The 15,593-nt window shown below is 57.1% G+C and carries 11 protein-coding genes; all 11 read right to left on the bottom strand.

The annotated features are described in order from the left end of the window. Window positions 1-408, bottom strand: a 408-nt coding sequence (locus tag F4Y00_09790; GenBank protein ID MYE05247.1) for a hypothetical protein, incomplete at its 3' end; no start/stop codon positions are given. A 1,025-nt stretch (window positions 409-1,433) separates the two neighbouring features. Continuing rightward, on the bottom strand, window positions 1,434-2,390 hold the full coding sequence (locus tag F4Y00_09785; protein MYE05246.1) for a helix-turn-helix domain-containing protein: 957 nt from the start codon (window positions 2,388-2,390) through the stop codon (window positions 1,434-1,436). A gap of 3 nt (window positions 2,391-2,393) precedes the next feature. Beyond that, the gene (locus F4Y00_09780; protein MYE05245.1) at window positions 2,394-3,098 is read right to left on the bottom strand and encodes an ATP-binding protein; all 705 of its coding nucleotides are present in this window, start codon (window positions 3,096-3,098) and stop codon (window positions 2,394-2,396) included. Between the two features lie 185 nt (window positions 3,099-3,283). Then, entirely contained in the window at window positions 3,284-5,494 is a 2,211-nt protein-coding gene (locus F4Y00_09775) for a transposase (GenBank protein MYE05244.1), read from the bottom strand. 829 nt (window positions 5,495-6,323) lie between these two features. Continuing rightward, on the bottom strand, window positions 6,324-8,519 hold the full coding sequence (locus F4Y00_09770; GenBank protein ID MYE05243.1) for a T9SS type A sorting domain-containing protein: 2,196 nt from the start codon (window positions 8,517-8,519) through the stop codon (window positions 6,324-6,326). Between the two features lie 180 nt (window positions 8,520-8,699). Further along, window positions 8,700-10,118 carry a nucleotide sugar dehydrogenase gene (locus F4Y00_09765; protein MYE05242.1) on the bottom strand — a complete coding sequence of 473 codons (1,419 nt, stop codon included), beginning with the start codon at window positions 10,116-10,118 and terminating at the stop codon, window positions 8,700-8,702. Between the two features lie 69 nt (window positions 10,119-10,187). Next, on the bottom strand, window positions 10,188-11,162 hold the full coding sequence (locus F4Y00_09760) for an NAD-dependent epimerase/dehydratase family protein (protein MYE05241.1): 975 nt from the start codon (window positions 11,160-11,162) through the stop codon (window positions 10,188-10,190). 55 nt (window positions 11,163-11,217) lie between these two features. Then, the gene (gene gmd, locus F4Y00_09755; GenBank protein MYE05240.1) at window positions 11,218-12,294 is read right to left on the bottom strand and encodes a GDP-mannose 4,6-dehydratase; all 1,077 of its coding nucleotides are present in this window, start codon (window positions 12,292-12,294) and stop codon (window positions 11,218-11,220) included. A gap of 48 nt (window positions 12,295-12,342) precedes the next feature. Continuing rightward, entirely contained in the window at window positions 12,343-13,737 is a 1,395-nt protein-coding gene (locus F4Y00_09750; GenBank protein MYE05239.1) for a UDP-glucose/GDP-mannose dehydrogenase family protein, read from the bottom strand. 5 nt (window positions 13,738-13,742) lie between these two features. Then, on the bottom strand, window positions 13,743-14,726 hold the full coding sequence (locus F4Y00_09745) for a Gfo/Idh/MocA family oxidoreductase (GenBank protein MYE05238.1): 984 nt from the start codon (window positions 14,724-14,726) through the stop codon (window positions 13,743-13,745). A 37-nt stretch (window positions 14,727-14,763) separates the two neighbouring features. Further along, window positions 14,764-15,564 carry a glycoside hydrolase family 16 protein gene (locus F4Y00_09740; GenBank protein ID MYE05237.1) on the bottom strand — a complete coding sequence of 267 codons (801 nt, stop codon included), beginning with the start codon at window positions 15,562-15,564 and terminating at the stop codon, window positions 14,764-14,766. Window positions 15,565-15,593: the final 29 nt, after the last annotated feature.

Below are 15,593 nucleotides of genomic sequence, written 5' to 3'. Positions count from 1 at the left end.
ATTAGGATAATTATACGTCAGAAAATCCGAGGTGGGACCGCCTGGGTCATTGGTACCTGATTCGCCTCCTCCCGTTGAAGTCCCACATCCGTGGAGAAATGTATCGATTCCGGCCAGCCATCTCCGAAAATCCGCATTGTCCGGCACGGTAATGCCGGTGCATCGTATATCCAGCGCCGTAATTGGCCGATTCATTAAACTCAGCGGAAGCTCTCCGGTCAGCCCGGTGTTATAGGAAAGGTATAGCGTCCGGAGATTAGGCGGATTTCCCAGGGAGGAGGGTATTTCTCCGCTCAACTGGTTCGCGGCAAGGATCAGATGCACCATGCTGGTCATGTCCCCCAGTTCGGTCGGTATTGATCCGGTCAGACTGTTATTGTAGAGATATAGCCACGCAATGCCGGTCATTTTTCCCAACTCAAGCGGTATCGGTCCGCTTAACCGGTTATTTTGGAGCCATAGTGCCACGACTCTATTATCACCGCCCAGGGTGACCGCGTGCCAGTCGTTAAGGTTAGCACTGTAACCCCAACCGGTAGTGTCAGCCCAGTTATTGCCGTCAGTAACGCAATAAAGCGTTCTCAGGTGGTCCTCATCTGTTGGCGAAGCTGGCTGCGTGTAGGGACAGGTTATTTGCGCCTGCGCTCCCTTTGGAGCAAAGACCGTAAGAAAAAGAGCAGCTATCGCAACCGAAAACGCCGCTTCCGGGCGGCTAAACATCTTCATTGTCATTGCACTTACTGAGACTGTCAGGGATACTTCCCTGAGAAACGCGACTCGGAAATTCACCCTTAGGTTAATTCTATTAGTGTGTGTATTCCATAGTGGTCGGGGGTTAATCCGTTTAATTTTAGTGTGGATATGTCGCCATCGCTAATGGAAAGCCGCGTTCCAAACAACGTAAGTAGTTGCAAGAAGGATCACGATGGCGGGGCGTTTGCTGCCGCCGGGCCAATAGTCAGTAAGGCCAAGCGTTTCCGCAACGATGGGAAAGGAAAGGCGTGGGGTGTGTTTCTGGATCAAGAACGGGCGAAACAGCGGCATCCGGTAGTCGGTCAACAATAACCTGTCCCGCACGGCCCCGCTCTATCCCACGTAGTCCCACGTTCTACCGCTTCGGCACTATTCGATATAAGTCCCTTTGTGGGGGAGGCGATCCGTACAGTCATCGACCTTCCTGTAATGGATTCCGGCTCCTGTGCGGGCTGAGGCGCAGGGGCTATGCTCACCGGGATTACTGAAACATGTTTGCGCGCAAACATCTGACATCTCCTCATGCTTCGGCAGGGGAGAGATTAAAACCCGCTCTCCGGCGTGTGATCAGGCGCCCCGTTTTTACTCCATTGGAACGAAGGCGGCATTTTTTCTTCCGAGGGCCTCGCAGAAGAGCAGCCCGCATCCGTAAATCAGGTCGGAGGCGGAGACAGGCATCTTCAAGGCATAGACGTCTGGCGAAGGCCAGCGAGCAGCCGCACCTGCTCGTCGCTTAGCATGACCGTCCCTTTTTGTGCCTCCTTTTCCAACCGCAAGAGCCGCTTATGGCGACGCTCAAGATTGTGCCTGAGCCAGATCCTGCGCACGCTCGTGGGACCCACTTTAAGGCCCCTAAGTCGCAACTCGCCCGCAATGCGCTGGACGCCCCAGGTGGGATGCTCCAGGCAAAGTGCCAGTAGCTGCAACTCAACCTCCGCAGCCAAGGCGGTTTTAGGTGGCCTTTTCGAACTGCGTTTCTTCTCCGCGAGGGCGGCTACCCCACCAGTCTCAAAGGCGCAGCGCAGATAGTGTAACGTGCTGCGGTCATGGCCCATGATATGGCTGGCCTGCACTATGCTGCCGAGTTCTTCGACGAATTGAAGTAGCAATAGTCTGCATTTTACACGTTCTCCGGATTCGCCTGTAAACTCCGGCGCCGCCCGTAGGTCGTGCCCTATGATCTGTCGGGCGAGCTCGAACCGGTGGGGCGGCTCAGGGTCGTTCATGCGAAAGCACCGGTAGTATCTGCGCCATCTGGGTTTCTTGACGTGCCACGTCTCAACCACGCCTGTGAGTACGCAAAGCCTCAGCCAGGCGCGAAGTTCGGCTGCCGTCACACCGGTAGACGGCTCAGTGAGCATATGCAGGTGATCCTGACAGACGCCGTCGGGATACCACCTGAGTGCGCACCAAGCGGCTCTCTGCCACCAATGTGCCGGGTCCACCTCCCTGGGCATGCCCACCGTACCCCTCGCAATGCGCCAGCCCAAAGGCGTAACATCGATGTAGCCGCTCTTCTGGAGATCCCGCAGCATCCACCACCCGGTACGCGAGAAGGCCTCCGGCCTAAATGTCCCAAGACACACCATGCGCCGCCAAGTCTCTACCCGCCCCTCATAGTTTATGGCCGTGTACAAGGCTTAGCCTCCAAGAAGGGATACATCCTGCATCATGGATTCGCTGACGCGGGGTTCGCCGTTGCTCTTGCCCACGCGTTCTATCACGCCGAGTCCCACGACCGCCAAGCCCATGTTGCCCCAGCTCTCCTTGTGAAGGCGCCCAAGCAGGCGCTCACCTACGGCCACCTCGCATAGCTCCTCGGCTACGCGCTTCAGCTCATTGAGCGCCAGCGGCCCCGCCTCCACCCAGCGCGTTACACGCCGCCGGTGGCGAAGAAGCCGGGGGTGCGAGCGCAGGATGCGCGGAGCATCCTGCATCCCCACGAACACGACCGGCACCTTCGACAAATCGTACACGTCTCTAAACACATCGAGCAGTTCGGGGCGGCGCAGGGCGTAGTCTACTTCGTCGACGAGAATAGGCCGCGGGTGTAGCGACAGGTGCTCGATGATGCGATCGAGACGGGTGTCGCGGCTGCCTGTCTCGGAGAGGCCCAGCTCGCGCAGGAGCTGACCGAGCATCGATGTGATCGACCAGGTAGAGCGGGCCCTGAGCATCGTTGCCTGGGTGCGCAGTTGTGCGTAGGCGAGCGCCGTTGTCTTGCCCGCTCCGGGCGGGCCGTAAAAGAGCGCCATACCCTCTTCGCCCGCGCCGCGGGCTGACAGGGATTCAAGCGCCCGAATCAGGGAAGAGATATTTGAGGTTTCGACTATTTTCTTGCGCATAGTATATTGAGTTGGTTAAGTGGTCGCCGCACTCTGCGGCGATCCGTAACTTAAGAGGCACATAAGAGGGCGGGTGCGACCGAGGCACCCGCCCTCGCTTTTTTGCGGTTTCCCAAAAAAATGTTTGCGCGTAAACATCCGATGGAGCCGCGCCTGTGGTTTGTATATGCCCAGGAAGAAAATTCTCATCTTGCCATTTTGATGGGGTAAGGTATTTCTGCACTCCGGAGTATCTCGGCGGCTGTTTTTCCTGCCTTCTCGCCGAAGCGCCACCTGATGGGACCCTTCACACGGTAGCCCTTCTCGTACCCGGCAATGAAGGGTAGGTCATCATAGACCAGATCACGCTCTTGCCCCTCGCGCACCATCATGCGGCAGTATTCGTAACGGTGCTGTTCGTCGCGCCATATGGCTGGTCTGGTGTGCCTGTTCTTCTTTTCCTCGCCAAGCCGCCGGGCGCGTAGCTCCTCTATATGTCTCTCCGTCTTCTCGTCCGTTGCGGCGGCGAGGGCGGGAAGAGTTTCTTCTTTTGCACGTGCGGCCTCTTCTGCCGCCCTTGTCATGGCCGTCGTGTGCGCCTCGGCGAGCTCAGGGAGCGCCTTGATCTTTTCCGCCTCCTCGGCCCTGGCTACTGCGATCTCCTGCCAGGCGGCTGCGGCGCTGGTCCTCCGCCGTGCACTGCGGATTTTTTCAAGCTCCGTGCGCAGAGCCTTACGCTGCACCGACTTGGCCTCTGCGGCGATCTCTTTCCTCTCGGCACCCTCGGCATCCACCGCCCAGCATATCCACTTATCGTCTCCGTAGACACAGATGCGGGCCTCGTCGTCAAAATCTCGGTAGCATCTTACCCGCTCGCCTACGTGCGCACCCAACTCGGGAGCCACGTACCAGCGGTGGTCTATTTGTATGCCGCGCTTTAGGACGGTCCGCATGCCGCCCCTCGATACAGGTTCGTAGAGCACATCAAGCACCCTCTCATCTTCAATGCGGCGCACGGCGCCCTTCCATGAATTGGCCCGCTCCCAGGGCGAAGAGCCGAGCGAGCCGTGCGTACGGCGGCCGTAGTCGTTCTCCGCCCAATTGTCGAGCCACGCCTGCATTTCGGCGGGCGAGAGGGCCTGTGGGCCAAGGTCTACCTTCGCATCGCCCACGCGGGCTCGCGCCTTCTCCCTTGCCCGTAACTCCTGGCGCTCTGCAACCGAATGGCCTACATAGCCGGGCAGCATCTCCATCGCTGTGCTCACCGTACGGAAAGCCCGCTCGATGAACGGTTTTTCTTCCGGATGAAACGGGCGGCAATGCTCGATACGGATAGCGAGCGCTGTAGCAAGAAGAGCCACCCGCTCCGAGGTGTAGTCGCGCCCGTTGTCAAGGCGAAGTTTTTCCGGCACGCCCCACTGCAAGAGTGCCCGCCGAAGAAGCTGTGTAATTGCAGCCGATGAGCTTACCGGCGCAAGCTGGTACATGACGCGGCGGCTCCATACGTCGATGACGCCCACGAGCGCGTAGCGGCGAAGGCGCATCTCGCCCGATGGCGCACGAAGCGCCACGTCCGCTATCGTAGAGTCAAGCTCCCATATCTGGTTGATTCTTGTTACACCCTCGTCCATACGTCCGAAGGCGACCTGATGCTTCGAGCGCCACTTCTCGGGGCTGTCGAGGTAGGTTGCCGCCTGCTTATGTTTTTCGCGCCACTGGCGTATAGAGCGCTGGAGCGAACGAAGGCTCGGCACCTCATCGCCATAGCGTGCCGAAAGAGCCGCATGAATATTCGTGATCGTAGCCGATGAGCCGCCCGCGTAGAGCTGCGTGAGCACTGCGTCCATTATATAAGGAGTAAGCCCGGAAGGTCTGCCTGCGCAACCTTTGGCTTTTTCGCCCTGCATATCCTTGCGCCAGCGGTAGAGCGAGCGGATGGAAATGTCCGGTATAGAGACGTACGTGTTCTCCCAAACACCCGCCTCGCGGCGCCGGTACGCCGCAACAAAACGGCGGCGCGCCTCGGTCAGCGTAGGATAACCATTCAACTCCCAGCGCGTTAGTGCGGCGAGAATATCCAGGCGGGCTGTTTTTACCGGCCCCATCGACAGCGGCTCTGCTGCGGGCGGCTCGCCAGGCGCCCCGTCGCCTGAAAAGGACTCGTCATATATAGGGGCGCTCTGCAAGGCCTTTTGCGTCTCTGCCGGCATTGTGCCGACAGCGTATTCGTAGCCGCCGCCTCGGCCTCGTCGCTTGCGCCGCGCAACGCCGTGGCGGTAGGCCCAGCGCGAAACGTCATAGTGTCCGCCCGGCGCTCCCGGAAGGCCCGCAATCTCGCGTCCCGTTACCCAATGTCCGGCTGATAATTCAGGCATGATCGGAAAGGGGGTTACCTCGTCCAGATAGACCTCGCGCATTACTTGACCCCTCGAGGGAAATCGCTCTTGCTCGAGGGGTCACGATGATACACCACACCCCTTACAGCATCAACTCCGGGGCGAAGAAAGTGCGCAGCAGAAATGCTTTATCTGATCGGTTATATCGGTGATGCGTGGGAAGAACCGCCCGGCGCGGTAGACATGCGGGAGGAAAAGAGCGGATGGCGGGCGGTCCGGCAGGTCCTGCCGCCTATAAACCACGTTGAGTTCGCATCGACCGAGGCCGGAGGCCAAGCGCTCCCCGGATACCCTGCGTGCCGTTATGGCGCACGAGGCGGCGGCAGAACTTCGGCATACCTTCGGCAGATGTTGGTTATTTTTGCGATTTTTGGGTTTTGGGGCCGTTTTTGGTTTAAATACTAATTAATTATTCACCCTGCTTCCCGCGCCGCTGAGGTTAAGCACCCACGGCCGTGTCTGCCGCATACATTGAAAATCCGGAAGAGATGAAGGCAAGCTGTAAGGAGCGTACAGAAGCGGCTTGCAAGCTGAAAGGGGCATGCGAATTAGCGCATTGGGCAAAAAGACTGGCACGTATGCCCTGATTTACCTTCAAACTGCAGTTTTTCGGCGGCTTTACACACTCACCCTAAGGGACGTGGCGGGCCCCAGGGAAGTGTTTGCGTAAACAAAATCCTGGCTAAAAGCCGGATCTTGTCCCACGTTGTCCCACATAGTCCCAGTAGTTAAGCATCGTTAAGCATAGTTTCACTACCTGCTGCCTAATTTTGTCGTTTGGCACTGTCGTTTTACAATGAAAGCAGGCGGGAACACAATGGGGGACAATTACACCCAATATGTTGCTTGCTCATCGAAGCGCCATAATCCTCCAGGTCCGGGTCTTGTCTTCAAACTTCAGGCGAACAATATAAAGACCGGGCGCAACTCCCTGTCCGTACGCATCACACCCGTCCCATTCAAATCCGGAATGTTCAGTGCGCGCACGGAAGACACGCCTGCCAAGCATATCGAAGATCTCTGCTTCTGTGCCAGGAGATAATGAGGGAATACGCACTCTGTCACTACAGGCATAAAATGGATTAGGATACGGCGGCTGTGCAGCCATATCCGGATTGGAGTCAACGGGGGGTAGTAATGTAGGGGGACGTTCCCGGACCGCGATCCGGTCGCGGGCCTTGTCAATCAGAGTAGCGTAACGCGGCGAATCCACCGGACTCGACAGAACAATATCCATCACTCCGGCCTCCAGCGCCTCCCCGTCCGCAACATACCCCACGATACGGACCTCCCCCCTCATCTCGTCATAACCACTTTCCAGCACGACCCTGCTGTCGGTAGAAGTATACACCGAGGCGCCCGGCGCCGGAGAGGAAGCAATAAACTGAAAGCCCCGCATCGGGGTGTCGTATTGCAGCCTTAGCACATACCTGTCTTCCCCCTCGTTAATACGTTCCATGTGCGCTATGGCGTGTCCTGTTTTACCTGCCGGTACAGTGTCCACCGGAAGCAACACGTTATCGGGCCACTGACCCCGCGCAATTGCTTGCGACAGCACGGTCAGGTCGCGTACGTCGAGTGCGCCATCTCCTGCAGGAAACGGAAAGAGGTCCACGGCGGCCACTTGCACAGGCGTGGCCCCCAGCCGCGCCAGTACGAAGTCGATGGCATGCACAATGTCCATGACATCAACCGAGCCGTCACCCTCGGCGTCGCCGCGGCCACCGCGGCCCTTTCCGGTTACCGATACACTGGACGGGGAATTATCCCCGTTATGTGCGAAAAAAATCCTGGTCTGCTGTCGCCCAAAAGCCGTACTCGATGGAGAGAACCTCGCATACACATCCATGCTGTCTCCTGGCGCCACGGTACCGGAACGCGGACGCACCGTAAAAAGCGGATTATCGCTCGTTGTGTTCGTCAGCTGCAGATCCGCTTGATCGGCAGTGTTCTTCACCCGAACCAGCACGCTATCAGACGCTCCCACATGAACATCGCCCACATCGAAAGCCGATGAAGAAACACTGAAAACGGGCACCGGAGGGCGCACGGTGAGCGCATATTTTGCGGCTCCGACCACTATACCCGCATCGGCGCCATCCGATAACGCTTGCGCTCCCACCGCATTCGACAAGACAAGCGTATCGTTCCGGGAAACAGTTACCGCATCGGCACGGAGTTGCAGCGTAAGAAGAGGATCATATCGTCCCGATGACAAGGCGGCAAACCCTTGCCCCAGCAACACAACCCTGAGGACGCTTCCCGATGCATCGTATCGCAAAGTCCAGGACACGTTGTCGGACACCGCGTCGCCCCGCACGATATCCCCGAGACGCAGCTGATCAAGCAGCCAGCGCACATCGAACTGGATGCCCTTTACACCAGGCAGCGCTGTCAGATCAAGCGAGAGCGGTACATCTATGGTGTGACCTCCGGATCCGGATATAAGGCTTCCGCTCCCTTCGCTGAATTGCAAGGTACCGCTGGCGATACCGGTCGTGGCGTATGCTATCACGCTTATATCGTCAATACGGATATTGGCGGAACTACCCGCCCCCCCGAGCCCTTCGAAACGCAGCATTACACTGGATTGATCGAGGACAGAAGACGGCAACGGTACAGAAATATCGCGGTAATCCCCTGTTGCCGCCGGCAGAGCAGTCCCCGCCCCCAGCACGACGATCGGAAACGTGACCCCGCCATCGATGGAGGCCGTTACACGCAGATTGGCGCGATCATAGGTACGGGTCCGGCGAATCAAATACGTTAGCGAAGCAAGCCCGGCTCCGCCCAGGCTGAAGCCTGGCGTCACAGCGTTCGCAGCGATCGAGCCCCTATGCTCCAGGTTATTTCCCCCTGAACCCCCTGCATCGGAAGAGGAACTCGTCGTACCGGTCTTCCAGCCACTCCCCAGAGTCCACCCGGTCGGACCGTCTGGCGGGATCGCCCCGGTAAAATCCTCTTCAAAAGCGGTCGTCTGGGCGTATCCGGCGGCGAAGGGCAACAGCAGCCAGAAAAAAGAAAATAAAACGATGGGAACAGGCATGATGGATGATGCGCGACATCTCCGATACGCGCCGTGTCAAATGAGGCAGCAATAGCAGTCATGGCCACAGGTCATAAGACCGCTGATTCTGCTCATAGACACCCATTCTGCACAGATATAACCCCTGCCTCGAAATTTCTTTCGAACGATTTTCGCTGCTGGAAATAACCGGAGACGCCGCTAAAAATCCCCTCCTCCCAGTAACATGATTTTCTCCCGGTCGCAAACAATATCCTTCAGGGCGTTCCGCGTATCCACAATGCACCGGGCCTGTTCGGCGATATCCGCATAAGGAAATGCACTGTGATCCGTGACGATGACAACCACATCGAACGACTGGAGCATCTTTTCGGTAAGTGTAACGGATCTCAGCTGAAGCCCTGTGCCGGGTACCTCAAGTTCCGGAACATACGGATCACTATAGGCAAGGTGCGTCACGCCGCGCCGGGACAATAATTCCATAATGCGGAGCGCCGGCGAGTGCCTGGTGTCCGAAACATTCCGCTTGAACGCCACGCCAAGCACAAGCACCCTGGCATCGGGCAACTGTACAGGCTGTCCGGAAATAGCCCGCATTATCGCCTCCATGACATAATGCGGCATCGTCTCGTTGATCCTTGCCGAAAGCGTGATAAAGGACGTTTCGAAGTCATGGCGTCTTGCCAACCAGGACAGGTAATGCGGATCCACGGGAATACAATGCCCGCCCAGACCGGGGCCGGGGAAAAAAGGCAAGAATCCGAAGGGTTTGGTGGCAGCCGCTTCTACCACTTCCCAGATCGAAATGTCGCCCATCCGATCACACAATTGCGCCAACTCGTTCAGGAGCGCGATGTTGACGGAGCGAAAGATATTTTCCAGCAATTTCTCCATCTCGGCCACTCCGGGCGAAGAAACCGGGTGCACCTGTTCGCACACCTGCTCCATGGCCAGCACAGCCAGTTGCGTGCAGGTCCGGGTAACCCCTCCCACCACGACCGGGGTGTTCGCCGTGGTGAATTGCGTGTTGCCCGGATCGATTCGTTCGGGAGAAAACGCCAGGAAATAATTGCGGCCTGCGACAAAATCATCCGCCCCGACCGCCTCTTTACTCCGCTGCTCCAGCAAGGGCTGTACCAATTCTTCGGTGGTTCCGGGATACGTAGTGCTTTTCAACACGATCAACTGTCCCGGACGAAGGCGCTGTCCCAAGGCGCCCGCCGCCGACTCGATATGCCGCATTTCGGGATTTTTTTCGGTAGTGATCGGCGTAGGCACACAGATAAACACGACATCCGCTTCACCGGCTCTCGAGAAATCGGTACACACCTCTAACATTCCTTCCCGAATAACCCTGTGCAATACCTCCCCGGCAACCCCTTCCATCAAATGATTTCCAGCGGCAATCCGGCGCGCGCGCTCAGGGTTCAGGTCGATACCGATCGTCCGGAATCCGCGCCCGGCGAATTCGACCGCGAGCGGAAGCCCCACATAGCCCAAGCCTGCAACGCCGATAATTGCCTCTTTTGAGGAAATTTTTTCCGCCAGTTCACGGGCAACGCCTGTAAAAAACGGCGCGTCGGAATGGGGCGTTTCCGCATTCGATGCCTGGTTATCCATACCGTGTTACAATAACGTGAAACGAACGAGGAATACGGTAGCCGGCATAAGCAATGTCCTCGCAGGACACTAATCCATCCGGATCGTCCGCACCCAGTCTCGGTGCTCGGTATACCACGCGGCCAAACGACCTGCCCCCTCCGAAAAATCAATCTGCGGAGTCCATCCCAGCAGGGCGCCCGCTTTGGAGATGTTCGCCCAGGTAGCGGGCACATCGGCTTTGTGCCGGGCTGCAAAAACAAGATGGGCCTTCTTGCCCAGAAGCTCCTCAAACATATGAATAACATCCAGGATTACGACCGGCTGGTCGGAACCGAGGTTGAACACTTCGTATCCCACCTTCCCAAGAGCCAGAATAGTACCCCGGGCCGCATCGTCGACGTACGTAAAATCCCGCGACTGCCTGCCGTCTCCGTAAACGGTCAGGGGCTGTTCCTCCGCAATCCATCGAACAAAACGAAGGGGTGCCATATCCGGTCGACCGGCCGGTCCATACACTGTAAAATACCGCAAGACGGTGATATCCATGTCGTGCAGACAATGATAGGTATGGCACAGGGCCTCCGCTGCCTTTTTCGAAGCGGCATAAGGAGACAAAAGCTGATCCGTCGGCTGGTTTTCCCGGCAAGGCGCTTTCGTCGCGGCGCCGTACACGGCGGATGTCGAGGCCTGCACAAATTTCCCAACGCCGAACGTCCTGCAACACTCCAATAACGTCAGCGCCCCCTCCACATTGGTCTGTATATACAGATGGGGATCCGCAACGGACTGTCTGACGCCTGCCCGTGCAGCCAGATTGATCACCGCATCAAAAGATGCCCCCTCAAACACCTGCTCCCGAAGCGCTTCCCGATCGCATATGTCCAGTTCGCGAAAATCGAATGCCGGGCAACACAGGCGTTGCAGCCGCCATTGTTTCAAACGCACGTCGTACACATCGTTGAGATTATCGAGCCCTGTAACCGTATGCCCATCGTCGAGCAGTAACTCGACCACTTTCGATGCAATAAACCCGGCAGCGCCTGTTACGAGATAATGGCCCATGCTTTAAACCGGTGATCAGGACATACGTGCAGCAGCGCAAAAAACGATGCGCCTTTTACCCGCTCTGTTCCACAGTACTTCCCTGATTCTTGCGCACCAACGCAAGGTCATGCTCCACCATCTCCTCAATCATCTCCTGTATCGAGTAGCGGGGGACCCATCCCAGCTTTTTGCGCGCTTTGGAGGCGTCCCCCTGCAAAAGATGGACTTCGGCAGGACGGAAGAAATGCGGATCGACTTCCACGATCAAAGCGCCGGTCTTTCTGTCGTATCCTTTTTCTTCCACGCCCTCCCCTTCCCAATGAAGGTCGATACCCGTGTAACCAAAGGCCATTTCACACACCTGCCGCACTGTATGAACCTTACCCGTGGCCACCACAAAGTCTTCCGGTTCATCCTGCTGAAGAATGCGCCAGATTGCGTCCACATAGTCTTTCGCATGCCCCCAATCCCGACGAGCCTCCAGATTGCCGAGATACAGCCGGTCGTCAAGGCCGAGCGCAATCCGCGCCGCCGCTTGCGTGACCTTACGAGTCACGAACATCGCGCCGCGCCGCGGGCTCTCATGGTTAAACAGGATGCCGTTGCATGCATACATTCCATAGGCCTCCCGGTAATTCACGGTGATCCAATAGGCATACAACTTGGAAACCCCATAGGGACTGCGAGGATGAAACGGCGTGTTCTCGTTCTGGGGCATTTCAGCCACCTGGCCGAAAAGTTCAGAGGTGGACGCCTGGTAGAACCGGACACGGTCCCCCATCCCAAGCAGGCGAATCGCTTCGAGCAAACGCAGCGTCCCCAGTGCATCCACGTCCGTGGTGTATTCCGGCGTTTCAAAGCTCACCTGTACATGGCTCTGTGCGGCAAGGTTATAAACCTCGTCCGGCTGCACCGAACGAACGATATGGGTAAGCCGCGTCGAATCCGCCATATCCCCATGGTGCAGAATCAATCCCCCGGACTGCGTGGACGTATCGCTGATCAAGTGATCTATTCGCTGCGTATTGGGACGACTGAGGCGTCGCCGGAGGCCGTGCACCTCGTACCCCTTCTCAAGGAGCAATTCGGCAAGATACGCGCCGTCCTGTCCGGTAACGCCCGTGATAAGAGCTTTTTTCACTGTAGACATACGTTGTGGCTTGGTACTGGAAAGTGAAAGCCGGCGGGGCCCCGCTCGTCATGAAACATTCCGGACGGCTGCATCCCGGACCGGAACATGCGGCCTGCCTACGCTAAAATAATCGAATCCGATTTCCGCCATGCGTTTCGGGTCGTAGACGTTGCGGCCATCGAAAATGACCGGTTGCTTCATGCATTCCTTCATTCTTTCGAAATCGGGGCGCCTGAACTCGTGCCATTCGGTACACACGACAAGTGCATCGGCGCCCAGAAGCACCTCGTACATATCCCGCGAGTACTCCACAGCATCGCCCAGGCTTTGCCGGGCGGCATCTATAGCTTCCGGATCGAATGCCCGAACATGCGCGCCGTCGGCAAGCAGTTTTCGAATCACTACATGCGATGGCGCCTCGCGCACATCGTCGGTATTCGGTTTGAACGAAAGCCCCCAGACTGCGATCGTCCGGCCGGCAAGCGCTTCTCCTGACGAGGGTGGTCCATCCTTATCTTTTGCAAAATACGTGTGCACGAGCTCTGCGGGGATTCCACGCTGGCGCTCATTTACCTGGGTCACTGCGCGCAAGATGCGAAAATCATACGAATGTTCTTCCGCAGTATGACGTAACGCGTGAATGTCCTTGGGAAAACAACTTCCCCCGAACCCGATTCCAGCATACAAAAAGTGCTTCCCGATGCGGTTGTCCGCACCAATCCCGGCACGAATATGATCGACGTTGGCGCCAACCCGCTCGCACAGATTCGCAATTTCATTCATAAACGTGATCTTGGTCGCAAGAAAAGCATTTGCCGCATATTTCGTCAGTTCCGCCGAACGTTCATCCATCACCATAATGGGATTGCCCTGACGCACGAAAGGCTCGTAGATCAGAACCAGCGTCTCGGCCGCCTTGGGGGACGATGTACCGATCACCACACGATCAGGCTTCATGAAATCCTCCACCGCAGCGCCTTCGCGCAAAAACTCCGGGTTCGACACCACATCGAAATCCAGGCCGGGAGCCAATCCTCCATCTATAAGGGTCTCTCGTGTACGATCCGCCGTCCCGACCGGCACCGTGCTCTTGTTCACAATGATCTTATACGCGCGGGGAGAAGCCTTGCGAAGCAATACGGCGATATCGGCCGCTACGCCGAGCACATAGGAAAGGTCAGCGGAGCCGTCTTCATTCGGAGGAGTCGGGAGGGCCATAAAAATCACGTCGCATCCGTACACCGCCTCCTCAAGATCCAGCGTAAAGCGAAGACGCCCCTCGCGAATGTTCCGTTCAAAAAAGATCTCCAGACCGGGTTCGAAAATCGTAATGCGCCCTGCGCGGAGCTGCGCCACCTTCTGCGCATCGACATCGACACAAATGACGTCGTTGCCCATCTCTGCGAAACACGTGCCTGTTACCAGGCCCACATACCCCGTACCGATGACTCCAAGTTTCACTACGTTTACCGCGTATGGCGTACTCGTTCTCGTGATTCCGACGATTTGAACCCGATAGACATCGGGTGTGCATCCCCCGAAAATATCTTTACGGGCTCGACCAAACGGATGGCGTCCACCAACTCGATCGCAGGTCGAATGTCTGCAATCCGGAAACCGTGCCCTGCAAGCGTCTCTTCGTACACACGCGTATGCAGATCATCGAATCGGTTGGAAAACTCAATCTCTTTCCCATCGACCTCAATGGACCGGTACGTTCGCTGCAGGCCCCTGACCTCATCCGGTATATCACGCTCGTCTATCGACAGAAACCACTGCACATCCGCGTTCTTCAGCGCCATCAGGCCACCGGCGCGCTGTGCTTCCATAACGTGAATGCGGTGCCCTTCAACCTCGCCGAACAACCACATCAGCAAATCGAAAAAATGAATCCCGATGTTCATCGCGATGCCCCCGGACTTTTCGTCATCTCCTTTCCATGAATACCGATACCAGATGCCGCGTGAAGTAACATAGGTAAGGCGTACACTGTGCCGCCGATTCGTTTGCTGTTGCAGCCGTGCACGCAAGGCCAGAATATCCGGATGCAGGCGCAATTGAAGTACGGTATACACCGTTCCGGGATGTTCTTCTTCGAATTTCTGCAAATAATCCAGATTGGACGGCTTCAGAACAAGCGGCTTTTCGCAGAGTGCGTTGGCGCCCAGCCGCAAGGCAAGACGAATATGCGCATCATGCAAATGGTTCGGTGAGCAGATGGAGAGGTAATGCAGTTGCCGGGATTCCTTTTCCCGCCGAAGTTTTTCGAGATGACGATCGAATCGCTCTATCTCGGTAAAAAAAGCAGCGTCCGGAAAATACCGATCAAGGATACCCGCTGAATCGTGCGGATCGATGGCGGCCAGTAAATGGTTGCCCGTGTCCTTAATGGCTTTCAAATGCCGTGGGGCGATATAACCGGCCACGCCGGTGATAGCAAAGTTGTGCATAAAAACGTAGGGGGAACGAAAAACCGGAACATGTGCATCAGGATTCGCATCCGTACACGCGCACATAATCGACCTGCAGACGCTGGGGCCAAATGTCGGGATCCACCCCCTGCTGCCCACCCCAGGTACCGCCCACGGCAATGTTGAAAATCAAATGGAACGGGTGATCGAACGGCCAGTGCCGATCATCGGCCTGCGAATTGGTCAATCGCTCGTTTGCAAACGTAAAATACTGCGTTTCATTGACATAGCCGCGTATCTCCGACGGCGTCCATTCCACCGCATACACATTGAATTCCGAACGGGCCGTCGGTACTGCGATGGACGCACCCCGGTGCGTGCCCTTCGTATGATTGTATGCATCCGTATGCACCGTGGAGTGCACCTGGTCCGGGTTAAACCCCACATGCTCCATGATGTCAATCTCGCCGGCCCGGGGCCATCCTCCATATTTTTGCAGATCCGGCAGCATCCATATGGCGGGCCATGTGCCCCTGCCGGACGGCAGGATGGCGCGGGCCTCGAACCGGCCGTAGGTCCATTCCGCCCTTGAAAGCAGACGGGTGGAAGTGTACTCGCTGCCCCTCCAGGATTCCCTGTGCGCCTCGATGATCAGGATGCCATCCTCGACCCGGACATTCTCCGAACGCTCCGAGGTGTAATACTGTAATTCCTCATTGCCCCATCCGTGGCCCCCTGTGTCATAGCGCCACTTCGAGGCGTTCGGGAGACCGTCCTCATCGAATTCGTCGCTCCATACCAGATCGCCTATTTCGCAAACGCGTAACTCGGGAAGAGGCTCGGGCTCTTCTTCCGACATGGCGCATGCACTACTCATACACACAAGGACCGGCAAAAATAAACAGG

The organism is Bacteroidetes bacterium SB0662_bin_6 (assembly GCA_009839485.1).
Classification (GTDB): Bacteria; Bacteroidota; Rhodothermia; order Rhodothermales; family VXPQ01; genus VXPQ01.
Note: the sequence above shows the minus strand (reverse complement) of the source record. Positions and strands in the feature narration are given on the sequence as shown.

What these genes read in the sequence shown, in the direction of transcription:
- F4Y00_09780 (MYE05245.1), bottom strand. Translation starts at nt 3,098, where the DNA reads ATGCGCAAGAAAATAGTCGAAACCTCAAATATCTCTTCCCTGATTCGG.
- F4Y00_09775 (MYE05244.1), bottom strand. Translation starts at nt 5,494, where the DNA reads ATGCGCGAGGTCTATCTGGACGAGGTAACCCCCTTTCCGATCATGCCT.
- F4Y00_09770 (MYE05243.1), bottom strand. Translation starts at nt 8,519, where the DNA reads ATGCCTGTTCCCATCGTTTTATTTTCTTTTTTCTGGCTGCTGTTGCCC.
- F4Y00_09765 (MYE05242.1), bottom strand. Translation starts at nt 10,118, where the DNA reads ATGGATAACCAGGCATCGAATGCGGAAACGCCCCATTCCGACGCGCCG.
- F4Y00_09760 (MYE05241.1), bottom strand. Translation starts at nt 11,162, where the DNA reads ATGGGCCATTATCTCGTAACAGGCGCTGCCGGGTTTATTGCATCGAAA.
- gmd (MYE05240.1), bottom strand. Translation starts at nt 12,294, where the DNA reads ATGTCTACAGTGAAAAAAGCTCTTATCACGGGCGTTACCGGACAGGAC.
- F4Y00_09745 (MYE05238.1), bottom strand. Translation starts at nt 14,726, where the DNA reads ATGCACAACTTTGCTATCACCGGCGTGGCCGGTTATATCGCCCCACGG.
- F4Y00_09740 (MYE05237.1), bottom strand. Translation starts at nt 15,564, where the DNA reads ATGAGTAGTGCATGCGCCATGTCGGAAGAAGAGCCCGAGCCTCTTCCC.